The 24336-nt window shown below is 70.3% G+C and carries 29 protein-coding genes; 23 read left to right on the forward strand and 6 right to left on the reverse strand.

Annotation, left to right across the window (positions count from 1 at the left end):
- Positions 1–25 precede the first annotated feature (25 nt).
- Positions 26–1048, reverse strand: a complete 1023-nt coding sequence (locus tag H4N64_RS21000) for a substrate-binding domain-containing protein (RefSeq protein ID WP_186283938.1) — start codon at positions 1046–1048, stop codon at positions 26–28.
- Positions 1049–1132: 84 nt separating this feature from the next.
- Positions 1133–1912, reverse strand: coding sequence for a winged helix-turn-helix transcriptional regulator (locus H4N64_RS21005; RefSeq protein WP_186283939.1), 780 nt, complete (start codon positions 1910–1912; stop codon positions 1133–1135).
- Between the two features lie 173 nt (positions 1913–2085).
- Here H4N64_RS21005 and H4N64_RS21010 point away from each other — a divergent pair, with 173 nt between their 5' ends.
- From H4N64_RS21010 to H4N64_RS21040, 8 genes are all read left to right on the forward strand, one after another.
- Entirely contained in the window at positions 2086–2958 is an 873-nt protein-coding gene (locus H4N64_RS21010) for an alpha/beta hydrolase (protein ID WP_186283940.1), read from the forward strand.
- A 38-nt stretch (positions 2959–2996) separates the two neighbouring features.
- A complete protein-coding gene (locus H4N64_RS21015) occupies positions 2997–3251 on the forward strand; it encodes a MoaD/ThiS family protein (protein ID WP_186283941.1) in 255 nt (84 codons plus the stop codon).
- A gap of 3 nt (positions 3252–3254) precedes the next feature.
- Complete coding sequence (locus H4N64_RS21020) at positions 3255–4352, forward strand: hypothetical protein (protein ID WP_186283942.1); 1098 nt, start codon at positions 3255–3257, stop codon at positions 4350–4352.
- Positions 4353–4470: 118 nt separating this feature from the next.
- Positions 4471–5208 carry an LmeA family phospholipid-binding protein gene (locus H4N64_RS21025; RefSeq protein WP_186283943.1) on the forward strand — a complete coding sequence of 246 codons (738 nt, stop codon included), beginning with the start codon at positions 4471–4473 and terminating at the stop codon, positions 5206–5208.
- Between the two features lie 198 nt (positions 5209–5406).
- Complete coding sequence (locus H4N64_RS46775) at positions 5407–5487, forward strand: Ms5788A family Cys-rich leader peptide (protein ID WP_350751515.1); 81 nt, start codon at positions 5407–5409, stop codon at positions 5485–5487.
- Positions 5488–5615: 128 nt separating this feature from the next.
- Positions 5616–6461 (forward strand): sulfurtransferase, encoded by an 846-nt coding sequence (locus H4N64_RS21030; protein ID WP_186283944.1) that lies wholly within the window; start codon positions 5616–5618, stop codon positions 6459–6461.
- Positions 6462–6494: 33 nt separating this feature from the next.
- The gene (locus H4N64_RS21035) at positions 6495–6782 is read left to right on the forward strand and encodes a DUF1416 domain-containing protein (protein WP_003991226.1); all 288 of its coding nucleotides are present in this window, start codon (positions 6495–6497) and stop codon (positions 6780–6782) included.
- Positions 6783–6858: 76 nt separating this feature from the next.
- A complete protein-coding gene (locus H4N64_RS21040) occupies positions 6859–7122 on the forward strand; it encodes a DUF3099 domain-containing protein (RefSeq protein WP_186283945.1) in 264 nt (87 codons plus the stop codon).
- Here the strand turns inward: H4N64_RS21040 and H4N64_RS21045 are convergent.
- Positions 7116–7478: a DsrE family protein gene (locus H4N64_RS21045; protein ID WP_186283946.1), complete on the reverse strand. Its 363-nt coding sequence runs from the start codon at positions 7476–7478 to the stop codon at positions 7116–7118. The two genes, H4N64_RS21040 and H4N64_RS21045, sit on opposite strands and share 7 nt — an antisense overlap.
- A gap of 248 nt (positions 7479–7726) precedes the next feature.
- On the opposite strand from H4N64_RS21045, the gene H4N64_RS21050 reads away from it, so the two are divergent.
- From H4N64_RS21050 to ygfZ, 3 genes are read left to right on the forward strand one after another with little or no spacing between them, the layout of a single operon-like run.
- The gene (locus H4N64_RS21050) at positions 7727–8302 is read left to right on the forward strand and encodes a heme-binding beta-barrel domain-containing protein (RefSeq protein WP_186283947.1); all 576 of its coding nucleotides are present in this window, start codon (positions 7727–7729) and stop codon (positions 8300–8302) included.
- A gap of 16 nt (positions 8303–8318) precedes the next feature.
- Positions 8319–8768: a transcriptional repressor gene (locus tag H4N64_RS21055; protein ID WP_186283948.1), complete on the forward strand. Its 450-nt coding sequence runs from the start codon at positions 8319–8321 to the stop codon at positions 8766–8768.
- A gap of 10 nt (positions 8769–8778) precedes the next feature.
- Complete coding sequence (gene ygfZ, locus H4N64_RS21060; protein ID WP_186283949.1) at positions 8779–9744, forward strand: CAF17-like 4Fe-4S cluster assembly/insertion protein YgfZ; 966 nt, start codon at positions 8779–8781, stop codon at positions 9742–9744.
- Between the two features lie 4 nt (positions 9745–9748).
- On the opposite strand, the gene dtd is transcribed toward ygfZ, so the two are convergent.
- The gene (gene dtd / locus H4N64_RS21065; protein ID WP_186283950.1) at positions 9749–10174 is read right to left on the reverse strand and encodes a D-aminoacyl-tRNA deacylase; all 426 of its coding nucleotides are present in this window, start codon (positions 10172–10174) and stop codon (positions 9749–9751) included.
- A gap of 158 nt (positions 10175–10332) precedes the next feature.
- Here dtd and H4N64_RS21070 point away from each other — a divergent pair, with 158 nt between their 5' ends.
- The 3 genes from H4N64_RS21070 (at position 10333) to H4N64_RS21080 (ending at position 13448) form a co-directional block, all read left to right on the forward strand.
- A complete protein-coding gene (locus H4N64_RS21070) occupies positions 10333–10944 on the forward strand; it encodes an RsiG family protein (RefSeq protein WP_186283951.1) in 612 nt (203 codons plus the stop codon).
- Between the two features lie 73 nt (positions 10945–11017).
- Positions 11018–12262 (forward strand): GNAT family N-acetyltransferase, encoded by a 1245-nt coding sequence (locus H4N64_RS21075; RefSeq protein ID WP_186283952.1) that lies wholly within the window; start codon positions 11018–11020, stop codon positions 12260–12262.
- Between the two features lie 277 nt (positions 12263–12539).
- Positions 12540–13448 carry a winged helix-turn-helix domain-containing protein gene (locus tag H4N64_RS21080; RefSeq protein ID WP_186283953.1) on the forward strand — a complete coding sequence of 303 codons (909 nt, stop codon included), beginning with the start codon at positions 12540–12542 and terminating at the stop codon, positions 13446–13448.
- A 36-nt stretch (positions 13449–13484) separates the two neighbouring features.
- On the opposite strand, the gene H4N64_RS21085 is transcribed toward H4N64_RS21080, so the two are convergent.
- Positions 13485–13673: a hypothetical protein gene (locus tag H4N64_RS21085; RefSeq protein ID WP_186283954.1), complete on the reverse strand. Its 189-nt coding sequence runs from the start codon at positions 13671–13673 to the stop codon at positions 13485–13487.
- A 152-nt stretch (positions 13674–13825) separates the two neighbouring features.
- Here H4N64_RS21085 and H4N64_RS21090 point away from each other — a divergent pair, with 152 nt between their 5' ends.
- The 6 genes from H4N64_RS21090 to H4N64_RS21115 all read left to right on the forward strand — a co-directional run bounded on the left by H4N64_RS21090 (position 13826) and on the right by H4N64_RS21115 (position 21068).
- Complete coding sequence (locus H4N64_RS21090) at positions 13826–14704, forward strand: GntR family transcriptional regulator (RefSeq protein WP_186283955.1); 879 nt, start codon at positions 13826–13828, stop codon at positions 14702–14704.
- A gap of 26 nt (positions 14705–14730) precedes the next feature.
- On the forward strand, positions 14731–15465 hold the full coding sequence (locus H4N64_RS21095; protein WP_336246745.1) for an HAD family hydrolase: 735 nt from the start codon (positions 14731–14733) through the stop codon (positions 15463–15465).
- A 220-nt stretch (positions 15466–15685) separates the two neighbouring features.
- Positions 15686–17860: a phosphotransferase gene (locus tag H4N64_RS21100; protein WP_186283957.1), complete on the forward strand. Its 2175-nt coding sequence runs from the start codon at positions 15686–15688 to the stop codon at positions 17858–17860.
- Between the two features lie 29 nt (positions 17861–17889).
- Entirely contained in the window at positions 17890–18507 is a 618-nt protein-coding gene (locus tag H4N64_RS21105) for a TetR family transcriptional regulator (protein ID WP_186283958.1), read from the forward strand.
- A 41-nt stretch (positions 18508–18548) separates the two neighbouring features.
- Entirely contained in the window at positions 18549–20558 is a 2010-nt protein-coding gene (locus H4N64_RS21110; protein ID WP_186283959.1) for a HelD family protein, read from the forward strand.
- 15 nt (positions 20559–20573) lie between these two features.
- Positions 20574–21068 (forward strand): HAD domain-containing protein, encoded by a 495-nt coding sequence (locus H4N64_RS21115; RefSeq protein WP_186283960.1) that lies wholly within the window; start codon positions 20574–20576, stop codon positions 21066–21068.
- Here the strand turns inward: H4N64_RS21115 and H4N64_RS21120 are convergent.
- On the reverse strand, positions 21037–21930 hold the full coding sequence (locus tag H4N64_RS21120) for an NAD(P)-dependent oxidoreductase (RefSeq protein WP_186283961.1): 894 nt from the start codon (positions 21928–21930) through the stop codon (positions 21037–21039). The two genes, H4N64_RS21115 and H4N64_RS21120, sit on opposite strands and share 32 nt — an antisense overlap.
- A gap of 52 nt (positions 21931–21982) precedes the next feature.
- On the opposite strand from H4N64_RS21120, the gene H4N64_RS21125 reads away from it, so the two are divergent.
- The 3 genes from H4N64_RS21125 (at position 21983) to H4N64_RS21135 (ending at position 24302) form a co-directional block, all read left to right on the forward strand.
- Complete coding sequence (locus H4N64_RS21125; protein ID WP_186283962.1) at positions 21983–22321, forward strand: winged helix-turn-helix transcriptional regulator; 339 nt, start codon at positions 21983–21985, stop codon at positions 22319–22321.
- 131 nt (positions 22322–22452) lie between these two features.
- Positions 22453–23373: an NAD-dependent epimerase/dehydratase family protein gene (locus H4N64_RS21130; protein ID WP_186283963.1), complete on the forward strand. Its 921-nt coding sequence runs from the start codon at positions 22453–22455 to the stop codon at positions 23371–23373.
- The gene (locus H4N64_RS21135; protein ID WP_186283964.1) at positions 23370–24302 is read left to right on the forward strand and encodes an RNA polymerase sigma-70 factor; all 933 of its coding nucleotides are present in this window, start codon (positions 23370–23372) and stop codon (positions 24300–24302) included. The genes H4N64_RS21130 and H4N64_RS21135 overlap by 4 nt, the downstream gene beginning before the upstream one ends.
- Positions 24303–24336: the final 34 nt, after the last annotated feature.

The raw sequence follows: 24336 nt of genomic DNA on the forward strand, positions 1-24336 counted from the left end.
TGCCCGATGTAAAGACGAGAGGCGCTTACGCGCAGCCGCAGGACCGCCGCAGGACCAGCCGCGACGGGAACACCTTCAGCCGCTCCCGCCGGGACCCGGCGACCCGAAGTCCGTCGTCCAGGACGAGGTCCACCGCCGCCCGAGCCATCGCGGACCGATCGCTCGCGATCGTCGTCAGCGGTGGGTCCGCCAGCGCCGCTTCCTTGATGTCGTCGAACCCGGCGACGGCCAGCTCGCCCGGCACGTCGATCCGCAGCTCCCGTGCCGCCCGCAGCACACCCAGCGCCTGGTCGTCGGTGGAGCAGAAGATCGCCGGCGGCCGGTCGGGGCCGGAGAGGATGTCCAGCGCTATGCGATAGGCGTCGTACCGGTTGTAGGGCGCCTCGAACAGCCGCCCCTCGGTCCCGATCCCCGCCTCTTCCAGGGCGCGCTTCCACCCCTCGACGTGGTCGGAGACCGGGTCGCCGACGGCCGGGGTCTCGGCCGTACCGCCCATACAGGCCACGTACTCGTAGCCGTGCTCCAGCAGATGCCGCACCGCGAGCTGGGCGCCGCCGAGGTCGTCCGTGACGACGGCGACGTCGTCGATCGCCTCGGGGCGTTCGTGCAGCAGCACCACCCGGGCGTCCCATGCGTCGATCTCCGCGGCGGCCAGGTCGTTCAGCGCGTGGCTGACCAGGATCAGACCGGAGACCCGCATGCCCAGGAAGGCCCGCAGATAGTGGACCTCGCGCTCGCCGACGTAGTCGGTGTTGCCGACGAGGACCATCTTTCCGCGCTCGGAGGCGGCCTGTTCGACCGCGTGCGCCATCTCCCCGAAGAAGGGCTGGCGCGCGTCCGGGATGATCAGGCCTATGAGGTCCGTGCGCCGCGAGGCCATGGCCTGGGCGACCCGGTCGGGCCGGTACCCCAGCTCCTTGATCGCGGCGAGGACACGCTCGCGCGTGGCCGGGGCGACCGGCCGGGGTCCGTTGTTGATGACATAACTGACGACGGCAGTGGAGGTCCCTGCCAGCCGCGCCACATCATCCCTAGTCACCTTGGCCACGCGCGGAGTCTACGCGGATGGACCCGCTCTGGGCAGGGCGTGAAGGAGCTTCCCTGTGCCCCGCCTGAGCGCTGTCCCCGTGTCCTAGGCGTCCGCGCTGATCTCCACGCCGTCCAGGACGGCCGTCTCGTCCGCATCCTCCGCCTTTTGCGGGGCCGCCTTGGCCCGTGCCTCCTCGGATGTGCGGTCGCCCTTCTCGGGCGTAACGAATCGATAACCCACGTTCCGGACGGTGCCGATCAGCGACTCGTGCTCGGGGCCGAGCTTGGCGCGCAGGCGTCGTACATGCACGTCCACGGTCCGGGTGCCACCGAAGTAGTCGTAGCCCCAGACCTCCTGGAGCAGCTGGGCGCGCGTGAAGACGCGGCCCGGGTGCTGCGCGAGGTATTTGAGGAGCTCGAACTCCTTGAAGGTGAGGTCGAGGACCCGTCCCTTGAGCTTCGCGGAGTAGGTCGCCTCGTCGACGGAGAGGTCGCCGTTGCGGATCTCCATGGGGGAGTCGTCGTTGACGATCTGCTGCCGGCCCATGGCCAGCCGCAGCCGTGCCTCGACCTCCGCCGGTCCGGCGGTGTCCAGGAGCACGTCGTCGATGCCCCAGTCGGCGGTGACGGCGGCGAGGCCGCCCTCGGTGACGACGAGGATGAGCGGACAGCCGGGCCCGGTGGAGCGCAGCAGCTGGCACAGGCTGCGCACCTGCGGCAGATCACGGCGGCCGTCGATCAGGATGACGTCGGCGCCTGGGGTGTCGACGAGGGCGGGGCCTTCGGCGGGAGCCACTCGCACGTTGTGCAGGAGCAGGCCGAGGGCCGGAAGCACCTCCGTCGACGGCTGGAGGGCATTGGTCAGGAGCAGCAGAGAACTCATACGTCTGGTTCCTCCTCGGTCCCTGCGAGGACGTTTGCGGCACTGCGGTACAGCCCTGCGATCCCGGGGCCCCGTACACCTGCGGTTTCCCGCGTCGTATACAACGCTTCCGAAAGCACAAAAGGACCCGGGGGCTACGCTGCCCGAGTCCTCTGCCCAGCAGAATAGCCCACATGAGGACTGGTCCGGCAGGTCATGTGGCGCGTTCGAGGTCTGTTCCGAACTCTGAGACGCACAGACGTACCCCTATGCGGACGTTTCTGCGTACGGAAGACGGAGTGACGATCGATTCCGTATACGAACCGGGTGCGCTCGTATACGACGCCGGAACTCCACCTTCCGGTGACCTGGTGTTCGTGATCGCGCACGGTTTCACCGGCGATGTGGACCGCCCGCACGTGCGACGCGTGGCGACGGCGTTCGCGCAGTACGGCGCCGTGGTCACGTTCTCCTTCCGGGGGCACGGGCGCTCGGGCGGGCGGTCGACGGTGGGGGACAAGGAGGTGCTCGATCTGGCGGCCGCGGTGACGTGGGCGCGGGAGTTCGGGCACGCGCGCGTGGCGACGGTGGGGTTCTCCATGGGCGGGTCCGTGGTGCTGCGGCACGGGGCGCTGTACGGACCGGAGGGCTCGATGCGCGAGGGGCGCACGGAAGCGTGTACGGACGCGGTGGTTTCGGTCAGTGCCCCCGCCCGTTGGTACTACCGCGGTACGGCCCCTATGCGGCGTCTGCACTGGCTGGTAACCCGCCCCGAGGGCCGCCTCGTGGGCCGCTACGGACTCCGGACCCGCATCCACCACCGTGAGTGGAGCCCGGTCCCGCTCTCCCCGGTGGAGTCGGTGCCCGGGATCGCGCCGACCCCGCTGCTGATCGTGCACGGCGACCGCGACGGCTACTTCCCCGTCGACCACCCGCGCATGCTGGCCGAGGCCGCCGGTGACCGAGGCGAACTCTGGCTGGAGCCCGGCATGGGCCATGCCGAGCACGCGGCCGCCGACGAGCTGCTGGCCCGGATCGGTCGCTGGGCTGTCGGCCGGGCGGGCTAGCCTGGGCCCTGTCGACAGCCGAAGGACAGAGGAACGGGATGGCAAAGGTCACGGTGCGCTACTGGGCCGCCGCGAAGGCCGCGGCCGGGGTCGCCGAGGAGCCGTACGACGCGGCCACGCTCGCCGACGCGCTCGCCGCGGTGCGTGAGCGACACCCCGGGGAGCTGGCGCGCGTCCTGCTGCGGTGCTCCTTCCTCATCGACGGTGACCCCGTGGGCACCCGCGGGCATGAGACGGTACGGCTGGCCGACGGCGGCACGGTCGAGGTGCTCCCGCCGTTCGCAGGAGGATGAGCGATGACCAACCAGCCGTATCAGGGGCCGTACGACGGTCAGTACGACGCCTACGACCCCTACGGGCAGCAGCAGGCGCCGGCACAGCAGGGGTGGCAGGGGTACGAGGACCCGCAGGCCGCCCAGCAGTACACCCAGCAGTGGCAGGGGCAGACCTGGGAGACCCAGGTCCAGGCACCGGCGTCGGCGGCGGAGACGGCGTATCTGCCCCAGCAGGGGTACGAGCCGTACGCCGCCCCGCTCCCCCCGGAGACCCCCGCCCCGGAACCGGCCTGGACCCCGCCCGCGGCCCCTGCCCCCGCGCCTGAGGAGTCGGGCTACGGCCCGGCCACCCTCGGCGGCAACGCCCGGGTCACCGACGCCCAGCGGGCGCGTCAGGAGGGCCGTTCCCCGATCATCGAGCCGGGCATGCAGCCGGCGGCGCTGACGGCACTGCTGGGACTGCTGCTGTCGGGCACGGCCGCGATCGGCACGTACGCCCTGCTGGTCCCGCTGGTCGTCCTCCAGGCCGTCACCGCGGCCGGCTGGTTCCGGCTGAACGGCATGTGGCCGGCCCGCCAGGGCATCGCGCTGGCCTTCGCGGGCGCGCTGACGGCGGACGTGGCGCTCCTGGTGGCGGGACGCGCCCCCTCGGCGATCCTCGGCACGCTCGGCGTCTGGGTCCTGCTGGCCCTGGTCCTCCAGCTCCGCTCCCACGCCGACCCGGACGAGCGCATGTACGGCCTGATGGCGACGGTCGCCTCGGCGGCCCTGTCCATCGTGGCGGCCGGCTACCTGGCGGCGGAGGCCGACGCGGTGACGGTGGGCGCGGCGGCGGTGGCCGTGGCCCTGCTGGCCCGAGCCCTCCCGCTCCCCACCCCGGCCTCCGTGATCGTCTCCCTCCTCGCGGCGGCGGGCGCGGGCATCGCGGTCGGCGGCATGACGGACGTGGGACCCGAGGGCGCCCTGCTCGGCGCGGCGGCGGCCATCTGCGCCCTGATCGGCCACCGCGTGGCGAGCTACGACTACCCGTCGAGATTCGTCCACTTCACGGCGGGAGTGGCATTGCCGCTGGCGGCTGCGGCTCCGGCGGTCTATGTGCTGGGGCGGGCGCTGGGGTAGCGAGTTCGCCTGTCACAGCTGATCGACAAAACCCAGGACCCCCCACTTGGCGGGGTTACGCTCCCCCCAAGGGCGGCCACCCGGTCGTCGTGGCCGCCTAGGTGGGGGAACACCGAAGATGCGCGCAACGCGGATACTGCTGATCGTCGTCGTCATCCTCGGCGGCCTGTTCGTGCTCGCCGACCGGCTCGCCGTCGGATTCGCCGAGGACGAGGCCGCCGAGAAGCTGAAGACCACGGAGAACCTCGCCGCCACCCCGGACGTGTCCATCAAGGGCTTCCCTTTCCTCACCCAGGTGGCCGGCGGTGAGCTGGACGACGTCGAGGTCGGCATAGAGGACTACGAGGCCACGACCGGCGACAGCGGCGAGACCATCCGCATCGACGGCCTCAAGGCGAACATGAAGGGCGTGCAGTTCTCCGGCGACTACAGCTCCGCCACCGCCGCCACCGCCACCGGCACCGCCTCCATCAGCTACGACGAGCTGCTCAAGACCGCCCGGTCGGAGCCCACCGAGGTCGGCCCCGGCGTCACCGCCCATGTCGTCGGCCTCTCCGACGGCGGCAACGGCCGGATCAAGGTCGCCGTCGAGGCCACCGTCCTCGGTGTGAAGCTGCCCAACCCCGTCCACGTGCTCAGCTCGGTGACCGCCGAGGGCGACAGGGTCAAGGTGCACGCCGACTCGCTGCCCTCCTTCGGCGGCGTCGACATCGCCGAGTCCAGGGCGCGGGACATCACCGACTTCGAGCAGCGGATCGACGGCCTGCCCGGCGGCATCCAGCTGGACAAGGTCGAGGCGGCGAAGAACGGCGTGGAGATCACGGTGAAGGGTTCGAACGTCCGACTCGCGGGGTAATACGGCCCTTGGTGAACCCCGGGTGTCCGAAAGGCGAGACGGCGCCGTCCGCACCGTAGATGTGACGACGGATACACGCCCCGAGAAGCCGTACGGGGCGGGCCTCGATACCTCACTCATCCCGCATCCCGGACGATCGCGTCTCAGTATGCGACACACCGGTGACACGCGTGCCCGTCCCTCCCTACGATCGCAGCTATGAAGCGACAGGCGGATCTCACGAAGCGGCGGGCAGTAGACCTGTGCCGCGTCGCCGCCATGCTCTGTCGCCCCTTCTGAGCGAAGAGCACCGACTCCTCGCATTCCCCGCCGCCCTGCCCAGGGCACACGTGCGCCGTCGCACCCGTGAACGCGCGCATCCATCCCACTCGCACGCCCCGCCGCAACTGCCCCGGAGGAGAAAGAGCATGAGCCGCAGCGACGTCCTGGTCGACGCCGACTGGCTCCAGGAGCACCTGGACGACAGCAGCATCGCGATCGTGGAGGTGGACGAGGACACGTCCGCCTACGAGAAGAACCACATCAAGAACGCGATCCGCATCGACTGGACCAAGGACCTGCAGGACCCGGTCCGCCGCGACTTCATCGACCAGGAGGGCTTCGAGAAGCTCCTGTCGGCGAAGGGCATCGCCAACGACACGCTGGTGATCCTCTACGGCGGGAACAACAACTGGTTCGCCTCGTACGCCTACTGGTACTTCAAGCTCTACGGCCACGACAACGTCAAGCTTCTCGACGGTGGCCGCAAGAAGTGGGAGCTGGACGCCCGCGAGCTGGTCGACGGCACCGAGGTGCCCGAGCGCCCGGCGACCGAGTACAAGGCCAAGGCCCAGGACACCTCGATCCGCGCCTTCCGTGACGACGTGGTGGCGGCCATCGGCTCGCAGAACCTGGTCGACGTCCGTTCGCCCGACGAGTTCTCCGGCAAGCTGCTCGCCCCGGCCCACCTGCCGCAGGAGCAGTCCCAGCGCCCGGGCCACGTCCCGACCGCCCGCAACATCCCGTGGTCGAAGAACGCCAACGACGATGGCACCTTCAAGTCGGACGACGCGCTCAAGGAGCTCTACGCCGACGAGCAGGTGGACCTGGCCAAGGACACCATCGCCTACTGCCGCATCGGTGAGCGCTCCGCGCTGACCTGGTTCGTGCTGCACGAGCTGCTCGGCGTGGAGAACGTCAAGAACTACGACGGCTCCTGGACCGAGTACGGCTCCCTCGTCGGCGTGCCGATCGAGCTCGGCGCCAACAAGTAAGCCCCCGACCTTCAAGACCTCTGGAGAAACAGCATGTGTGGAGCGAAGGCCGGCGGCCCCGACGCCTCGACGATCAAGCCCGGTGAGACCACGATCCAGGGCCAGGTGACCAAGGACGGCGAGCCGGTGGTCGGCTACGTCCGTCTGCTGGACTCGACCGGCGAGTTCACCGCGGAGGTCCCCACCTCCGCCACGGGCCAGTTCCGCTTCTACGCGGCCGAGGGCACGTGGACCGTCCGGGCGCTGGTGCCCGGCGCCACGGCCGACCGTACCGTCGTCGCCCAGCAGGGCGGCCTGGCGGAGGTCGCGATCGCGGTCTGAGTCACCCCTGAACGGCCGAAGGGCCGCACCCCCGGGTTGGACGCCGGGGTGCGGCCCTTCGGCCTACCCTGGACGTATGTACGCGCGGCGGCGTCATTTGTACTTCGCCATGATGGGCACCTGTATCGCGCTGTTCGTCCTGGCCTGGGCCGTCGTACGCCTGTGGTCGGTCCCGGTGGCGGTGGGCATGTGCGTGGTGGCGATGGTGATCCCACCCCTGGCCGCGATGATCGCCAACCGCCGAGGCCCCGACGACCGCTGGTGGGACGATCCCTCCGGCGACCCCAAGTCCGACGAGTGGTGGGACGAACTGGACGGCAAGAAGCGCCCGAGTCAGTAGACGAGCGCCTGCGTCTCGTCCCCCAGCGCCTCCTGTACGAACACCTGCGCGCCCGCGATCCTTACGCCCTCGATGACGTCCTTCTCGGTGATGTCCCGCCGGGCCGCGCACTGGGTGCACAGGGTCAGGCGGCCGCCCGCGAGGACCGACTCGATCAGGTCGGGCAGCGGGGCCGCGTGCGGCAGTTCGAACTCGGCGGCCCGGTCCGGTAGGGCGAACCACGCGGACTCCCCGGTCAGCCATACGGAGACCTCGACCCCACTGGCCACGGCCACCGCCGCCACCGTGAACGCCTGCGAGCAGCGCTCGGGGGCGTCCGCCCCGGCCGTCACCTTGATCACGAGCTTCTTCGCCATGACGGAATCGTAATCAACTCCCGCACGACCAGATCTGAGCCGACCTCGCCAAGTGGGCCGGGCCCCGGCCGCGTAAGCTGGGGCCGGCCTTGTGCAATCGCCCTGTAGCTCACCAAGGAGCGTCCCGTGATCATCTTCTTCGAGATCCTGCTGGTTCTGGTCGCCGTCGGCGTCCTCGGCTTCGCCGGACTGACCGTGAAGAAGCTGTACCAGGGCCAGCGCTGACCCACGTCTAGGAACTGCCACTCATGATCGAGATCCCCTCCGACCTCCACAAGGACCTCGTCCCGCTCGCCTTCCTGCTCGGCAACTGGGCCGGTGCGGGCGTGCACGACTTCCCCGGCTCCGAGAAGTGCAACTTCGGTCAGGAGGTCACCTTCACGCATGACGGCAGGGACTTCCTGGAGTACCAGTCCCACACCTGGGTGCTGGACAACGACGGGAACAAGGTCAGGCCCCTGGAGTCCGAGCACGCCTTCTGGCGGATCGACGCCGACCGCAAGGTCGAGGTGACGATGACCCGCGACGACGGTGTCATCGAGATCTGGTACGGCGAGCTGGCCGACAAGAAGCCCCAGATCGACCTGGTCACGGACGCGGTGGCCCGCACGGCCGCCTCCAGCCCCTACACCGGCGGCAAGCGTCTGTACGGCTACGTCAAGAGCGACCTGATGTGGGTCGGCGAGAAGCAGACCCCCGAGGTCGAGCTGCGCCCCTACATGTCCGCGCACCTGAAGAAGGTCGTCACCCCGGAGGACGTCGAACGCTGGGCCAAGGCCCTCCCGGACGACATGCCGGACGACGGGATCGCTTTCTTCAAGTAGTTCTAGACTCGTCGGTGTGGTGAGCACCGACTGGAAGAGCGACCTCAGGCAGCGTGGCTACCGGCTGACGCCGCAGCGGCAACTCGTGCTCGAAGCCGTGGACACCCTTGAGCATGCGACCCCCGACGACATCCTCGTGGAAGTGAGGAAGACGGCGTCGGGGGTCAATATTTCGACGGTGTACCGGACCCTTGAGCTGCTGGAGGAGCTCGGGCTCGTCAGCCATGCGCATCTGGGGCACGGTGCGCCGACGTACCACCTCGCCGACCGGCACCACCACCTCCACCTCGTGTGCCGCGACTGCACCAATGTGATCGAGGCGGATGTGTCGGTGGCCGCCGAGTTCACGGCCAAGCTGCGGGACACCTTCGGCTTCGAGACCGATATGAAGCACTTCGCGATCTTCGGGCGGTGCAAGGACTGCGCCAGGAAGAGCTCACTGAAGAATTCAACTACCGAGTCGTAGGCTTACGTCCATGAAGAGCCCTCTGCTGACCCTGCCCGGCGCCGTCCCCGCCGAGGGCGTGGACGAAGGCGTCGCCGCCCACTACGGCGATCTGTTCCGCGAGCAGCGCGCCCTCGCCGACGGCGCCGGTTTCGTCGACCTCTCGCACCGCGGGGTCGTCACCGTGACCGGTGAGGACCGGCTGAGCTGGTTGCATCTGCTGCTCACCCAGCACGTCAGCGATCTGCCCGCCGGCGAGGCCACCGAGGCGCTGATCCTCTCCGCGCACGGCCACATCGAGCACGCGCTGTACCTGGTGGACGACGGCACGACGGTGTGGGCCCATGTCGAGCCCGGCACCCAGGAAGCGCTGATCGCGTACCTGGAGTCGATGAAGTTCTTCTACCAGGTCGAGGTCACCGACCGGACCGCCGACTTCGCCGTGGTGCACCTGCCCGCCGGGTCCATCGCCGAGGTCCCCGAGGGCATCGTCGTACGCGAGACGGCGTACGGCCGTGATCTGTTCCTGCCGCGCGCGGACCTGGAGTCGTACGCCGAGAAGGCCGGTCCCGCGGCCGGGCTGCTCGCCTACGAGGCCCTGCGCGTCGAGCACCACCGCCCGCGCCTCGGCTTCGAGACCGACCACCGCACGATCCCGCACGAGCTGGGCTGGATCGGCACCGCGGTGCACCTGCAGAAGGGCTGCTACCGGGGCCAGGAGACGGTCGCCCGGGTCCAGAACCTCGGCAAGCCGCCGCGCCGGCTGGTCTTCCTCCACCTCGACGGCAGCGAGGTCCATCTGCCGGCCGCCGGCACGGAGATCCGGCTCGCGGACGAGGGGCCCGACGGCCGGAAGATCGGCTTCATCACGACCTCGGTACGCCACCACGAGCTGGGTCCTGTCGCGCTCGCGCTGGTGAAGCGGAATGTGCCGACGGACGCGCCGCTGATGGCCGGGGAGACGGCGGCGGCACAGGAAGTCGTCGTGGAGCCGTAGATCCTCAGATCTCGATCAGCACGGTGAACGGGCCGTCGTTCGTCAGGGACACCCGCATCCGGGCGCCGAAGCGGCCCGTCGCCACCGTCGCGCCGAGTGAGCGCAGCTGGGCGACGACCTCCTCGACCAGCGGTTCCGCTACGTCGCCGGGGGCGGCGGCGTTCCAGGTGGGGCGGCGGCCCTTGCGGGCGTCGCCGTAGAGCGTGAACTGGCTGATGACCAGGAGCGGGGCGTCGATGTCGCTGCACGACTTCTCGTCGTGGAGCATGCGGATCGACCAGAGTTTGCGGGCCAGCTGGGCCGCCTTCTCCTTGGTGTCCTCATGAGTGACGCCCACGAGGACGCACAACCCCTCGCCGACGATCTCTCCGACGGTCTGCCCCTCGACGACGACGCTCGCGCCGTCCACCCTCTGTACCACTGCACGCATGCCGACCATCATGCCGTGCGGCCGGAGGTTACTCGCAGGGGGCTTCTTTTTGCTCCTTAACCCCCCATCTGGGGCTGATCGGGGGCACTCGTTCACATAGCGGCCACTTGGGGTGGCACGATGCTTCCACACGCCGGTCGAGGGGACGGTAGAGGCACATGAGCACACCGAGTACCGGGCAGCAGCCTGGGGCTGTCTCGTTGACCCACGCGGGACAACGGAGCCAACTGAGAGCGCCCGCGCAGCGCACCGCCGCGGAGGCGTCGGCGCGGCTGCCCGCCGATCCGCCCGAGCACGATCTGACGGTGCTGAGTCTGCCGGAGCTGCGCACGCTGCGCCGGGACGCGCAGCGCGACGAGGCGGACCTGAGCTATCTGCGACGGCTGCTTCAGGGGCGGATCGACATCCTGCGGGCGGAGCTGGCCCGGCGCTCGCCGCTCGGCGCGGCGTCCGTCGTGGAGCGGCTCCCGGAGATCCTCCGGGACGCCCCGGCCCGCCACCGCTCCTCGGCCCGGCACGTCACGCTGGGCACACCGCAGAGCGAGGAGTACCGACGGCTGGCGGCCGAGATGCTGGCGGAGGTCGAACTGTCGGACCTGGGCGCCCGCACGGACCTGGAACTGACCGAGGCGATGGCCCGCTTGGTCCGCCACGAGCAACAGGTCTCCCTGCGCCGCCAGACCCTGCAACGAACGGCGGACGACTGCAGCGCGGAGATCGCCCGCCGGTACCGGGAAGGGGAGGCGCAGGTGGACGATCTGTTGTTGTGAGCCCCGTGGGGGGACGACGAGGCCGAGGAAAATCGCCGCGACACCCCCACCGGCCCGCACCTACCGTGACTTCATGACCCGCGCCGCTGACATCGACGTCCGACCGATCGCCGAGCACGAGTTCGCCGACTGGAACCGTGCCATGAACACCGGGTTCCTGCGGGAACCCAGCCTCACCGAGGAGCAACTGGCCGCCCGGCAGCCCTGGTTCGTGCCCGGCAGAGTGCTCGGCGCCTTCGACGGGGACCGTTGCGTCGCCACCTTCCGTTCCTTCGACCAGCGGCTCACCACCGTCGGCGGCGCCCCGGTCCCCGCCGACGCCATCACCAACGTCACCGTCTCCCCCACCCACCGCCGCCGAGGCCTCCTCGGCCGCATGATGGAGCGGGACCTGGACGCCGCCAGGGAGCGCGGTGACGTCGTCGCCACCCTCATCGCCGCCGAGTACCCGATCTACGGCCGCTACGGCTTCGGCCCCGCGACCACCATGGCCGAGTGGACGATCGACGTACCCCGCACCGGCCTCGACCCCCGCTGGTCCGGCCCCGAGGACGGCGGCCGTATCGACCTCGTCGACGCCCCGGACGTACGCAAGCTCGGCCCCGATCTCCATGAGCGTCTGCGCCGCACCCTGCCCGGCGCGGTCAGCCGCGACGACCTGTGGTGGCAGCTCACCACCGGCGCGGTCCTGTTCTTCGACTCCTTCGTCGAGCCCCACTACGCCGTATACCGTTCGCCGGCGGGCGAGGTCGAGGGCATGGTCGCCTACACGTCCGACGATCACTGGGGCGACGGCATGCAGCCGCTGAACACGGCGAAGGTGAAGTGGCTGATCGCCGTCTCTCCGGCTGCCGAGCGCGCGCTGTGGCGCTATCTGTGCTCCATCGACTGGGTGGCCACCGTCAAGACCGGCTCGCGGGCCCCCGACGACCTGCTTCCGCACTTCTTCCCCAACCCCCGCGCCGCCCGTATCACCAGCCAGGCCGACTGGATGTGGGTGCGGATCCTCGACGTCGTACGGGCCATGGAGGCGCGGACGTACGGGAGTGAGGGGTCGCTGGTGCTCGATGTCGTGGACGGCGGCGGGCGGTACCGGGTCGAGGCGGGTGCGGACGGTGCCGGGGGCTGTGTCGCCACCACCGACAGCGCGGATCTGTCCCTCACCCTCTCCGACCTCGCCACCCTCTGGCTCGGCGACGAGTCGGCCGTACGGCTGGCCGCGCTCGGCCGGGTCGTGGAAGAACGAGCGGGCGCCGCCCGTGTGGCCGACGCCCTGCTGCGTACGTCCAGGCGGCCTTGGTGCCCGGACCTGTTCTGAACCCCTTTCGCCGACTACAGGCCTTGTCCTCCGTACTCATCCGTAGCGTGCTCTTCAGTTGTGGTTGTTGTGCGGTGGTGCTGACTGAACCGGGCTCCCGGCTCCCCTCCGGAAGGGAGCCCGGCCAGCCGATCCTGATCATTGGATCGCCAACCCCCTGAAAGTTTGACCATGTTGTTTAAGTTGGCGACCAACTTCACTGTACTTATGACCGCAAGGAAGCGTCTCATAACCACCTTCCGGTGAACTGCCCAAAGATGGCGGGAAGTTGTACTGTTTGGCCGTGGACCCGAAACACGCCTCCGTCAATGGACGGAAGAGGTCACCGCGGCCACAGAAGTCACATCGCGAGGTGGCCGACGAGCTGCGCGCCCGGATCAGATCCGGCGAACTCCAGCCCGGCCAGCGCATGCCCACCCAGGCCAGGCTGGCCGACGAATTCGGCGTGGAGCGGGGAGCCGTACGGCAGGCGCTGCGGATCCTGCAGTCCGAGCATCTGCTCACCAATGTGTCCAAGGGCAGCCCGGCCACCGTCGCCGCGGACCCCGGCAGGGCGCTGACCGGCCCGGGAGCCCCTCCGCTGCCCACCATGGTGGCCCTCGCGCCCCGGATAGGCGCCGCCTTCGCCGCCCCGCACGTCGAGATCGACGCCCTCTGTCTGACCGCCATCTCCCTCACCCTCGCCATCGGTGAACCGCTGCGCCAGATCCACGCCGGACGACTGAAACCGGCCAAGGTCGACGTCCGCGTCCTGCTGCCGAGCAGCCATATCGACCTCGCCTTCCCGGCCCCCGTGGACGCCACGGCCGCGGGCCGGCTGCGCCGCCACTGGCTCGCCCAGCGCAACGCCCAGGGCCAGGTGCTCCAGCACAATCTGCTGGCCCTGCGGGCGACGCACGGCATCGATGTGCGGGTCACCTTTCGCGCGCTGCCCTTCACCCCGCCGGTGAAGCTGTACCTGCTCAACGGCGCGGAGGCGCTCTTCGCGTACTACATGGTGACGCGCCGCGAGGAGGAGGTCGACCACGAGTCCCTGGAGATGTACGACGCCGAGGGCACCCGGTCCATGCTGTTCGCCTTCGAGCAGGGCGCCGGGCTGCGCGACACCACGTTCGTGGAGCAGTCGCACTTATGGTTCAACTCACTGTGGGAGACGATCAGTTCGGAGCTGGAGCTCACAAGCTGATCGTCCCCCACGGCGGTTGATCCGGGTGCGGTTCGGTCATAGGGCGGGCCCCGAGACCAGCAGGGCGAGCACCACGGCTCCGGCGGAGCTGACGGCCGGGCTCTTGGCCTTGATGCCTATGGTGAGCAGGAGCAGTCCGACGATGCCGGTGGTGCCGTACTTGACTTCGATAGTCTGTTCGATGCCGACGACCACGATCGCGGCGAGGAGGGCGATGACTGGCACGATGTTTTCCCCCTTCTGGTGTCCCAACTTGAGGTAAAGCTTCCGCCAACTCAGCCAAGTTGGTGCCAACTATGCTTATGTTGTCCCCACTTGGTTACTACTCATAAACAAGTCCCGAACAACTCCCCGTAGATGGAGTGGAGTTGTAGCGTTTGGTCGTGACCCAGGAGAACGTGGCAGTGAACGGCAGCAGAAGGCTCTCCCCCCAGGAGATCGCCGACATCCTGCGGGAACGGATCCGCGCCGGCGAGCTCAGGACGGGCGACCGCCTGCCCACCCAGGCCGAACTCGCCGAGGAGTTCGGGGTGGAGCGCGGCGCCGTCCGCCAGGCCCTGCGCGCTCTCCAGGAGGACGGCCTGCTCAGCAACGTCAGCAAGGGCAGCCCACCGCGCATCGCAGCCCCGGCCCCGACCAGGGGCGAGCCCCAGCCGACGATGGTCGGACTGGCCCCTCAGCTGGTCGAGGCGTTCGCCGCCCGGCATGTGAGCGTGGACGTCGTCTCTCACTCCGCCGAGACCCTGATGCTGGCCCTCGGCGACCCGCTGCGCCGGATCCACGAGGGCACCCTGCGCCCGGAGTCGATCGACGTCCGCATCCTGCTGCCCTCCCGCGACATCACGCTGGCTTTCCCCGTCCTGATCGAGGGCGACGCCGACGACGACTCCCTGCACCGGCGCTGGCTGGGCATCCGCAACGCCCAGGCCCAGGTCCTGCGCCACAACCTCCAGGCCGTCCGCGCCACCCATGGCATCGACGTGCACGTCACCTTCCGCGCACTGCCCTTCACGCCCCCGGTGAAGCTGTACCTCCTCAACGGCGAGGAGGCGCTGATCGGGTACTACGTGGTCACCGAGCGGGCGGAGGAGTACGAGAGCAAGACCCTGGAGATGTACGACGCGGTCGGCGCCCAGTCCCTGCTGTTCTCCTTCGCCAAGCAGGCCACGGAGCGCGATGGAGCCTTCGTGGAGGAATCCCAGAAGTGGTTCGATGCCCTCTGGGAAACCATCTCCACTGACCTGACACTCTCCTAGTGACCTCTGAGACGCAGACTGAAGCGGTGACCGACCGGACCGAGCACGACCCCGCCGCACTCCAGGACCTGATCAGGAACGCCCGTGTGGTGCTCTGGGACTTCGACGGGCCGATCTGCCGTCTGTTCGCCCGGCACAAGGCGGAGAAGGTGGCGACGGACCTGGTGGAGTGGCTGGAGGTCCGCGGCCTGCGCGCGCTGCTCACGGAGGGCGAGCGCAAGACCCTCGACCCGCAGGTGGTCCTGCATGCCGTGGACCGCCGGCATCCGGGCAGTGACCTGGTCACCGAACTGGAGGAACGTTTGACCAAGGAGGAGCTGAAGGCCGCCTCCTCCGCGATGCCGACGGCGCACGCCGACCCGCTGATCCGCACCTGGACCGCGGTCGGCTCCCGGCTGGCCATCGCGACCAACAACTCCCCGCACGTCGTGCGCGCCTACCTCGCGAGCCGGGGCCTCACCTCGTGCTTCATCCCGCACATCTACGGCCGCACCCAGCAGTTGAACCTTCTCAAGCCCGATCCGCACTGCCTCAACCGCGCCCTCAACGCGATGGGCGCGGCCCCCGAGGCGGCGCTGATGATCGGCGACACCTCCACGGACTATCTCGCCGCACGTGCCGCCGGGGTCCCTTTCCTGGGCTACGCGCGTAACGCACGCAAGGCCGGCCTGCTGCGCGAGGCAGGGGCGAGGGTGATCGTCGCCTCGCTGGAGCCGGTGTTGAAGGCGGTGAAGGACCGGGGCCGGCCCGGGGTGCGCTAGGCTTCGCCGCACCGCTGAGCGAACGCTCTGTTCTGCTCGTAATGGAGCTGTAGAAGGCCGGCGAACAAGCCAGTCTTCACGGCCCGCCCGGCCGGTGCGCGTGAACAGCCGCAAACCACCCGATGTGGCTACTCAAGCCCCTCTCCGGTCGTGTCTGGTACAACCCGCACTTACCGTTTGCCATACCTTCCGTGTCCTGCGTGAAATTCCGGAGCGGCCCGTGGTGGCACCACCTCTTCCCGGTCCCTTCCCCGGGGAACGCGCAGCGTCCGCCGCCGTCCGGGCCTTCGTGGCGCAGGCCGCCCGGCGGGGCCGCTCCAGCAGCGGCCATCACAACCACAACCACGTCCTGCCGCTGACCGAGGACATGGCCCGCAGGCTCGGCCGCGAGCCCGGTACCCAGGTGACGGTGCGGATGCCGCGGCCCGGTGCGCTGCCCGTGGTGATCAGGACCTGGCAGGACGAGACGGAGATCCTCGGGGCCGTGGGGCGGGTGCTGCCACATGTCCCGCAATGCCTCGCCAAAGGGCCGGACTTCGCGATCCACAGCTATGTGGAGGGCACCGCGCTGTCGAAGGTGTGCGCCGACGGCAAACCCCTCGACACCCTGCTCGTGAAGGCGCTGGCGGAGCTGTTCGCCCGGATGGCGCAGGTGCGCCGGGAGGCCCTGCCCCGTCTGCCCGCCTCCTGGCCGCGCAACGACAAGGACAGCCAGGGCTTCCTGCGAAACCTGGCGCATCTCGCGGACCGGCTGATCCGGCAGCCCAACTGGCATGAGTTCGGCGGTCTGTTCGCCGCCCTCGGCATCCCCGAGGACGCCATGCTCCGGTTCGCCGACCGGGTCCCCGCGATGGCCAGACGGCCCTACGGCCTGCTCCACACCGATCTGCACCGCGAGAACCTGATCCTGCCGTTCGCCGCCGAGCCGCCGCTGTTCTGCGTCGACTGGGAGCTGGCCTCGTACGGCGATCCGCTGCACGATCTCGCCATCCATCTGGTGCGCATGCGCTACCCCTCCCATCAGCGGGAGGAGGTCATCGAGGCATGGGCCGAGGCGATGCGGCGGGTGCGGCCCGCCGCCGTCAACGGCCTGCGCAAGGATCTCGACCACTACCTCGACTTCGAGCGGGCGCAGTCCGTCTACCCGGACGTCATGCGCGCCGCGACCGCTCTGCGGGACCTGACCGACGAGCAGAGCCTGGAGGCGGCGACGGCGCGGGTGCGCGGGGCGCTGGAGACGGCGGCCCGGCCGCTCGGGCTCAGGACCATCCCGAGCGAGCCGGAGATCGGGCGGATCCTCTTCCGCTGGCGGGAGGCCAGGACCGGTGGGCTCGGACTGCACGCCCGGATCAGGGACTGGGACCCGGCGCAGGGGGTGCCGGAGCACCCGCGGTTCCCGAGCTCGGCCGTGCGCGAGGCGCTGTACGCGGAGGGCGCGGCGCCCGCCGGGCGGGTCTTCAAGGGCACCGGGCATCTGAACTCGGTGGTTCGGGTGCCGGGGGTGGACTTCCCGGTGGTCGTGCGGCGCAAGGTGGCGAACGCCTGCCGACGTGAGCGCGGCTTTCTGAGCGAGCATGCCGTGCTGCGGGCCATCGAACGCTCGCGGGTGGAGGTCGCTGCACCGAAGTTCCTCGCCCTGGGCACGAGTTATCAGGGGGAACCTTTCGCCATCCACACCTACGAGGGCCCGCGTGACGTCGAACGGCCGCCCGGCCACCCCGTGCACGGGCTGCTGCCGCACGAGGCGGACCGGCTCGTCGACCAGCTCGGGGCGCTGACGCGGGTGAACTACCGGGAGGTCGACCCGGCCGCGGGCGAGGGCCGCTTCTACTCCTGGCTCAGCGAACAGCTCGTCCTTCTGGTGGCCGACCTGCCGCAGCGGTCCCAGCAGCTCGCCCGGCTGCTCGGTCTGCCCGACGCCTCGCGCCTGAGCCAGATCCTGGCCCGCCACCAGGTCAGCGAGCGCCGGCCCGCGCTGCTGCACGGCGACCTCAACCCGTGGAACCTGGTGCGCCGCTCCGACGAGCTCGCGCTGACCCTCATCGACTGGGAGATGGCGGTCGTCGGCGATCCGCTCTACGACCTGGTCCGGCACATGCATCTCACCCCGACCAGACCGGAGATCCGCGACCGCATGTTCCAGCGCTGGGCGGAGCGGCTCGACCCGGAGCACACCGCCGACTGGCAGCGGGACTGGCGGGTCTACCGGTGGATCGAGATCGTGCGCTCGGCCTACATCGACCTCGACCGCCTGGTGACCGGGGCGAGCCTGGACGCCCCCAACGTCCGGCGCGCGGTGGACTCGTACGCCATGACCCTCGCCGCCGCCGTCGGCTCGCTGGGCCTGCCGAGCCGGCCCGCCGCCAACCCGTATCTGGCCCGCGCCCTCGCCTGACGCCGCCCCCGCCTGCGTAGGCTCGACCCATGAGCGAGATCGGCCTGCGGGAGCGCAAGAAGCGGCGGATGTACGAGGCCGTGTCGGAGGTGGCTATCCGGCTGTTCCTGGAGAAGGGCTTCGACGCGGTGTCCGTCGCGGAGGTCGCCGCGGCGGCGGAGATCTCGAAGCCGACGCTCTTTCGGTACTTCCCGGCGAAGGAGGATCTCGTCCTGTACCGGATCTCCGATCACGAGGACGAGGCGGCGCGGGTGGTCGCGGAGGCGGAGGGGTCGCCGGTCGACGCGCTGCGGCGGCACTTTCTCGACGGTCTTGAGCGGTGCGATCCCGTCACCGGGCTCAATGACCATCCGCAGGTGCTCGCCTTCCACTCGCTGCTGTACGGGACTCCCTCGCTGGTCGCGCGCGCGTACACCCATCAGGAGCGGTCCGAGGCCGCGCTCGCCGAGGCGCTGGGCGGGGATCTGGACGCGCGGCTTGCGGCGGCGCAGATCATCGCCGTGCAGCGGATCCTCGCGCTGGAGAACTGGCGGCGGATCTCGGGCGGGGAGCGGGTGGAGGACGTACGGGGGGATGCGGTGGCGGCGGCCGAGCGGGCCTTCGGGCGATTGGCGGCGGGGCTGCCTCAGCTGGCTGAGTCGAAGTAAAAAATGTAACTCGGTTACGTTTTTCGCGTACGCTCGGTGGAATGACGTCCGCCGACCATGCCCTCCGTGACCTCCTGCGTGCCGAACGCGCCCACCACGACCGCTGCCGTGCCGCCCTCGACGCGATGGTCGCCGGGGCCGACGAGCAGGTCGTCGTGGGCGAGGACGTCTCCGCCTCCGGGGCCGATGCCGAAGTGCTCGGATATCAGCTGCGCAGCCAGGCCAAGGCGATGCGTGAACTGCCCGAAGGGCCGTTGTTCTTCGGGCGGTTGGACTTCAGCGCCGGCTCGCACGCCGGGCAGAGCTATCACGTCGGCCGGTTGCGGATCACCGAGCATCCGGCCGCGCCGCCCCTCGTCGTGGACTGGCGCGCGCCCGTGTCCCGCGCCTTCTATCAGGCCGGTGCGCGTGATCCGCAGGGCGTGGCCGTGCGGCGGCGGTTCGGGTGGGCGCCGGGGAGCCGGGGAGACTCGGCCGACCTCACCGGTCTTGAGGACGAGCACCTTGATCAGGGGGAGTCGCGGGTCAGCGAGATCGTCACGCGGGAGATCGAGCGGCCCCGGGTCGGGCCCATGCGGGACATCGCCGCGACCATCCAGCCCGAGCAGGACGACCTGGTCCGCGCCGACCTCGCCGTCTCGGTCTGTGTGCAGGGCGCCCCGGGCACCGGAAAGACCGCGGTGGGCCTGCACCGGGCGGCCTACCTCCTCTACACCCACCCCCAGCGCATCCAGCGCTCCGGCCTGCTGATCCTCGGCCCCAACCGCACCTTTCTCGCCTATATCTCCGAGGTGCTCCCGGCGCTCGGCGAGACGGGCGTACGGCAGTCGACCCTCCTGGAGGAGATCGCCCGGCATCCGGTCACCGGCACCGACGAGGAGCGTACGGCCGCGCTCAAGCACGACGCCCGGATGGCTCAGGTTCTGCGCCGGGCGCTTTACGCACGGGTCGCCGAGGAGGGCGCGGGCGCGCTGGTCGTGCCGGACGGCTCGTACCGGTGGCGGGTCGGCGAGGACGAACTGACGCGGATCGTCAGGGAGGTGCGGGCCGAGGAACTGCCGTACGACGTCGGCCGGGAGCGGGTGCGGACGCGGATCGTGGCGGCCCTGCGACAGCAGGCCGAGCGGCGGGCGGGTCCGCGCCCGAACGCCTGGGCGCGCCGGATGTCGGGGACGCGGGGCGCCGGGCCGTACGTCGACGCGGTGTGGCCCCGGGTGCGGCCGGAGGAGGTGCTCGCCGAACTCCTCACGGAACCGGAGGTGTTGGCGTCGGCGGCCGACGGTCTTCTCGACGCCGAGGAGCAGAAGGCGGTGCTGTGGGCGAAGCCGCCGCGCTCGTTCAAGTCGGCCCGCTGGTCGCCCGCCGACCTGGTCCTCCTCGACGAACTCGCCGGGCTCGTCGAACACCCGCAGGGTTATGGCCATGTCGTCGTCGACGAGGCACAGGACCTGTCCGCCATGGAGTGCCGGGCGATCGCCCGCCGGGCGCCGTTCGGCTCGCTCACGGTGCTGGGCGATCTGGCGCAGGGGACCACGCCCTGGGCGGCCCGGACCTGGGGCGAGCTGCTCGGGCATCTGGGCAAGCCGGACGCGGAGCTGGTGCCGCTGACCACCGGGTTCCGTATGCCGGCGCCGGTCGCGGACCTGGCGAACCGGCTCCTGTCACGCCTCGACGTGGATGTACCGGCGGCCCGTTCCCTGCGCAGGGACGGCGAGTTGACCCTGCGCGAGACGCGGCCCGGCGAAGTGCCCGAGGCGGTCGTGGCGGCGGTACGCGATGCCCAGGTATGGGAGGGCGCCATCGGGGTCATCGCCGCCGATTCCGACGTGACCGGCCTCCGTGAGGTCCTCACGGAGGCCGGGGTGCTGACCCCGCGCGTCACGGTCATCGCGGCAAGTGCGGTCAAGGGCCTGGAGTACGACCACGTGGTCGTCGTGGAGCCGAGAACGATCGCGGAGTCGGAGGAACGGGGCCTGCACCGCCTGTATGTGGCGCTGACACGGGCGGTGTCCCGACTTGAGGTGGTGCATGCGAGGGGGCTGCCGTTCTGAGGGATCCTGGGGGTGATGCTTCTCTTCCTGGATGTCGACGGGACGTTGCTCCCCTTCGGGGGCCCGGGGCCGTATCCGGAGTACGGCCCCCCGCTTCCGGGGACCTCCCTCGCGCACCCCCTCCTCACCCGCGTCGACCCGGCGCTCGGGCCGCGTCTCGCGGGCCTGGGCTGTGTGCTGGTGTGGGCGACGACCTGGATGGAGGACGCGAACACCTGTGTCTCGCCCTGGCTCGGGCTGCCCCCGCTGCCGCTGGTGGACCGGCCGGACGACGAGAGCCACCCGCCGGGCCTGCACTGGAAGACGCAGCCGCTGATGGAGTGGGCGGACGGGAGCCCCTTCGTCTGGGTCGATGACGAGATCGGAGAGGCCGACCGGGCGTGGGTCGCCGAGCACTGCCCCACGCCCGCGCTGCTCCACCGCGTTGATCACCGGACCGGGCTGACCGACACGGACTTCCTCGTGCTGGAGCCGTGGATCAGTGGGCGTGGCGGGTCAGGAGGTCGGTGACGCGGACGAAGCCGTCGGTGCCGTGCCCCTCGGCGATGACCCGGCGGGCGAGGCCCTCGACGACGCGCATCAGGCTCGCGTCGATGCCGTGGGACTCGGACGCGTGGACGATGTGCGCCATCGAGGAGGCGGCCGAGGCGATCGGGTTCAGCTCCCCGGAGTAGCTGCCGTCGTCGGCGTCCCCGGCGAACTCCGCGAACAGCGGCGGCAGGATCGCGCCGATGCCCTGCGCGAAGGGGGCCAGCTCACGGGCGGTGACACCCTCGGCGCGGGCCACGGCGAGGGCGTGTGCGTAACCGGCCATCGCCGTCCAGAAGATGTCGAGCAGGGCGATGTCGTAGGCGGCGGCCCTGCCGATGTCCTCGCCGAGGTGGGTGTGGGTACCGCCGAGAACGGAGAGGACGGGCCGGTGGCGGTCGTGGAGATCCTTCGGGCCGCTGAGGATGAAGACCGCCTCCGGTGTTCCGATGCTCGGCGTCGGGGTCATGATCGCGCCGTCCAGATAGGAGATGCCGTGTTCGGCGGCCCAGGCGGCCGTGTCCCGGGCGCGGTCCGGGGTGTCGGCGGTGAGGTTGACGACCGTACGGGACTTGAGGGCGGCGGTGACGTCGTCCTGGCGGAGGATCGCGTCGGAGGCGTCGTAGTTCACGACGCAGACGACGGTCAGGGGGCTGGCGGCGACCGCTTCGGCGGCCGTGGAGGCGCCGATCGCTCCGCGGGCGACGAGGTCACGGTCCCGGCCCGGCGTGCGGTTCCAGACCGTGGTCCGTACGCCCGCGTCCAGGAAGGCGCCGGCCAGCGCGCGGCCCATCGGGCCGAGGCCGAGGATCGTGACGGCAGACTGGTCGTCGTACGTGGACATGCTTCTCCCATACGTAAACGTTCGTGAACATTCATGAATAAAAGGGGCGATGATGACGCGCAGTCGTGCTCAGGATCCGAACGTCTGCGGAGTGACCGCCGCCATCGCGGTGATCGACGGCAAGTGGAAGACCAGCGTGCTGTGGATGCTGGAATCGGGCCCGCACCGGCCCGGCGAACTGCGGCGCAGACTGCCGGGGCTCAGCGAGAAGGTGCTGACGCAGGCGTTGCGCGAGATGGAGGAGGACGGTCTGGTGCACCGGGAGGTGCATGACGTACTCCCGCTGAAGACGGTCTACTCCCTGACCGACTTCGGCCGTGAACTCTCCGAACTCCTCGGCCCCCTCTCCGACTGGGGTCACCGCCGGCTGGAGCGGCTGGCGGCTTCCTGATCACCTGGATTCAGCTTCGCGGGTGCGGGGGGTGGTGCCAAGTACGCACAAAAAAGTGGGTGTCACAGCGGGTGGGGCTGTTTCGTCTCAGGGATGAGAGGTGGCTTACGGAACAGGGGTAGGTGAGCGTCATGCGCGTGTTCGTGGCAGGCGGGACCGGGATGCTGGGGCGGCGGCTGGTGCCGCGGCTCGTGGCCCGTGGGCACGAGGTGACGGCGACCACGACGAGCGCGGCCAAGCTGGGACTGCTGGAGGGGCTTGGCGCCCGGGCCGTCGTGATGGACGGGCTCGACGCGATGTCGGTCGGTGAGGCGGTGGGCGCCGCCGGGCCGGATGTGATCGTCCACCAGATGACCGCGATCGCCGGGAAGCCCGACATCAGGCACATGGACCGCTGGTTCGCCACCACCAACCGGCTGCGCACCGAGGGCACGGACCACTTGCTGGCCGCCGCCGAGGCGACCGGCGTGCCGCATGTCGTCGCGCAGAGCTACGGCGCCTGGAACGGCATCCGGGAGGGCGGCTGGATCAAGACCGAGGAGGACCCGGTCGACCCGATGACCGGCACCCCGGCCGAGCCGGGCATGGCGGCGATCCGGCACGTCGAGGAGGCGGTCGTGAAGGCGGGCGGCGCGGCCCTGCGGTACGGCGCGTTCTACGGCGCCGGCGCCACCGACGACCAGGTGGCGCTGGTCCGGAAACGGCAGTTCCCGCTGGTCGGGCGGGGCACCGGACACTGCTCCTGGATCCACCTCGACGACGCGGCGAGCGCCACCGTGCTGGCCGTGGAGCAGCGGGCGACGGGTGTGTACGACATCGTCGACGACGAACCCGCCCCGGCGGCTCAGTGGCTGCCGCACCTGGCCGCGTGCGCGGGCGCGAAGCCGCCGATGCGGGTGCCGGTCTGGCCGGCGCGGCTGCTGGCGGGGGAGGTCGCCGTGGTGATGATGACTCAGGGGCGCGGCTTCTCCAACGCCAAGGCGAAGCGGGAGCTGGGCTGGACGCCGCGGTATCCCTCCTGGCGGGAGGGGTTCAGGGAGGAGCTCGCGTGAGCCGTACGGAAGAGTTCGAGGAGCTGCGGCCGCTGCTGTTCGCCATCGCCTACCGGATTCTCGGCAGCGTCAGTGAGGCGGAGGACGCGGTGCAGGAGGCCTGGCTGCGCTGGGAGGCGGTCGAGACGCGGCCGGCGTCCACGAAGGCGTATCTGTCGGCCGTGGTCACCCGGATCTCCATCGACGTCCTGCGGTCGGCGCGGGTGCGCCGGGAGGAGTACGTCGGCCCCTGGTTCCCCGAGCCCCTGCTGAACGACCCGTACGAGGATCCGGAGCGCTCGGCGGAGCTGGCGGACTCCTTGTCGATGGCGGCGCTGGTCCTGCTGGAGCGGCTCACCCCGCTGGAGCGGGCGGTGTTCGTGCTGCGGGACGTGTTCGGGTTCGGCTTCCCGGAGATCGCCTCGGCGGTGGACCGCTCCGAATCGGCGTGCCGCCAGCTGGCGGTACGGGCGCGGCGGCACATGGAGGCGGGGCGACCGCGGTTCGAGGCGGACCGCAAGGAGCGGGACGAGCTGGCGGGGCGGTTCTTCGACGCGTTCCGGGAGGGCGACGTGGACGGGCTGCGGGCACTGCTCGCCGGGGACGTCCAGATGGTCGGCGACGGCGGCGGCAAGGCTCCGCAGTGGGCGCGGGCCATCGTGGGCGCCGAGAACGTGTCGCGTCTGCTGGTCGCGCTGGCCGAGCCCTTCGGCCTGATCGGTGTGGTGGCCGAGCCGCACGAGGTGAACGGTCAGCCCGGCGTGATCTTCCGCGACCGCGACGGCAAGGTCATCAACATCATGGCGATCGACATCGCCGACGGCCACGTCCAGACGATCCGCTCGGTGATCAACCCCGAGAAGCTGACACATGTGGGCCCGGTGGCGGACGCCTGGGCGGTGATGCGCGAGGCGAACAGAGCGCGGAGGTCGGAAGCCGAGGTGGAGTGATCTGGATCACGTGCTGTCACATCCGTCCCGTGCC

This window comes from Streptomyces cupreus, assembly GCF_014257025.1.
In the GTDB taxonomy this organism is placed as follows: Bacteria; Actinomycetota; Actinomycetes; order Streptomycetales; family Streptomycetaceae; genus Streptomyces; species Streptomyces cupreus.

What these genes read in the sequence shown, in the direction of transcription:
- H4N64_RS21035 (WP_003991226.1), top strand. Translation starts at nt 6,495, where the DNA reads ATGTGTGGAGCGAAGGCCGGCGGCCCCGACGCCTCGACGATCAAGCCC.
- H4N64_RS21075 (WP_186283952.1), top strand. Translation starts at nt 11,018, where the DNA reads ATGACCCGCGCCGCTGACATCGACGTCCGACCGATCGCCGAGCACGAG.
- H4N64_RS21025 (WP_186283943.1), top strand. Translation starts at nt 4,471, where the DNA reads ATGCGCGCAACGCGGATACTGCTGATCGTCGTCGTCATCCTCGGCGGC.
- H4N64_RS21105 (WP_186283958.1), top strand. Translation starts at nt 17,890, where the DNA reads ATGAGCGAGATCGGCCTGCGGGAGCGCAAGAAGCGGCGGATGTACGAG.
- H4N64_RS21115 (WP_186283960.1), top strand. Translation starts at nt 20,574, where the DNA reads ATGCTTCTCTTCCTGGATGTCGACGGGACGTTGCTCCCCTTCGGGGGC.
- H4N64_RS21120 (WP_186283961.1), bottom strand. Translation starts at nt 21,930, where the DNA reads ATGTCCACGTACGACGACCAGTCTGCCGTCACGATCCTCGGCCTCGGC.
- H4N64_RS21005 (WP_186283939.1), bottom strand. Translation starts at nt 1,912, where the DNA reads ATGAGTTCTCTGCTGCTCCTGACCAATGCCCTCCAGCCGTCGACGGAG.
- H4N64_RS21040 (WP_186283945.1), top strand. Translation starts at nt 6,859, where the DNA reads ATGTACGCGCGGCGGCGTCATTTGTACTTCGCCATGATGGGCACCTGT.
- H4N64_RS21045 (WP_186283946.1), bottom strand. Translation starts at nt 7,478, where the DNA reads ATGGCGAAGAAGCTCGTGATCAAGGTGACGGCCGGGGCGGACGCCCCC.
- ygfZ (WP_186283949.1), top strand. Translation starts at nt 8,779, where the DNA reads ATGAAGAGCCCTCTGCTGACCCTGCCCGGCGCCGTCCCCGCCGAGGGC.
- H4N64_RS21050 (WP_186283947.1), top strand. Translation starts at nt 7,727, where the DNA reads ATGATCGAGATCCCCTCCGACCTCCACAAGGACCTCGTCCCGCTCGCC.
- H4N64_RS21110 (WP_186283959.1), top strand. Translation starts at nt 18,549, where the DNA reads ATGACGTCCGCCGACCATGCCCTCCGTGACCTCCTGCGTGCCGAACGC.
- H4N64_RS21070 (WP_186283951.1), top strand. Translation starts at nt 10,333, where the DNA reads ATGAGCACACCGAGTACCGGGCAGCAGCCTGGGGCTGTCTCGTTGACC.
- H4N64_RS21125 (WP_186283962.1), top strand. Translation starts at nt 21,983, where the DNA reads ATGACGCGCAGTCGTGCTCAGGATCCGAACGTCTGCGGAGTGACCGCC.
- H4N64_RS21015 (WP_186283941.1), top strand. Translation starts at nt 2,997, where the DNA reads ATGGCAAAGGTCACGGTGCGCTACTGGGCCGCCGCGAAGGCCGCGGCC.
- H4N64_RS21030 (WP_186283944.1), top strand. Translation starts at nt 5,616, where the DNA reads ATGAGCCGCAGCGACGTCCTGGTCGACGCCGACTGGCTCCAGGAGCAC.
- H4N64_RS21130 (WP_186283963.1), top strand. Translation starts at nt 22,453, where the DNA reads ATGCGCGTGTTCGTGGCAGGCGGGACCGGGATGCTGGGGCGGCGGCTG.
- dtd (WP_186283950.1), bottom strand. Translation starts at nt 10,174, where the DNA reads ATGCGTGCAGTGGTACAGAGGGTGGACGGCGCGAGCGTCGTCGTCGAG.
- H4N64_RS21010 (WP_186283940.1), top strand. Translation starts at nt 2,086, where the DNA reads ATGAGGACTGGTCCGGCAGGTCATGTGGCGCGTTCGAGGTCTGTTCCG.
- H4N64_RS46775 (WP_350751515.1), top strand. Translation starts at nt 5,407, where the DNA reads ATGAAGCGACAGGCGGATCTCACGAAGCGGCGGGCAGTAGACCTGTGC.
- H4N64_RS21020 (WP_186283942.1), top strand. Translation starts at nt 3,255, where the DNA reads ATGACCAACCAGCCGTATCAGGGGCCGTACGACGGTCAGTACGACGCC.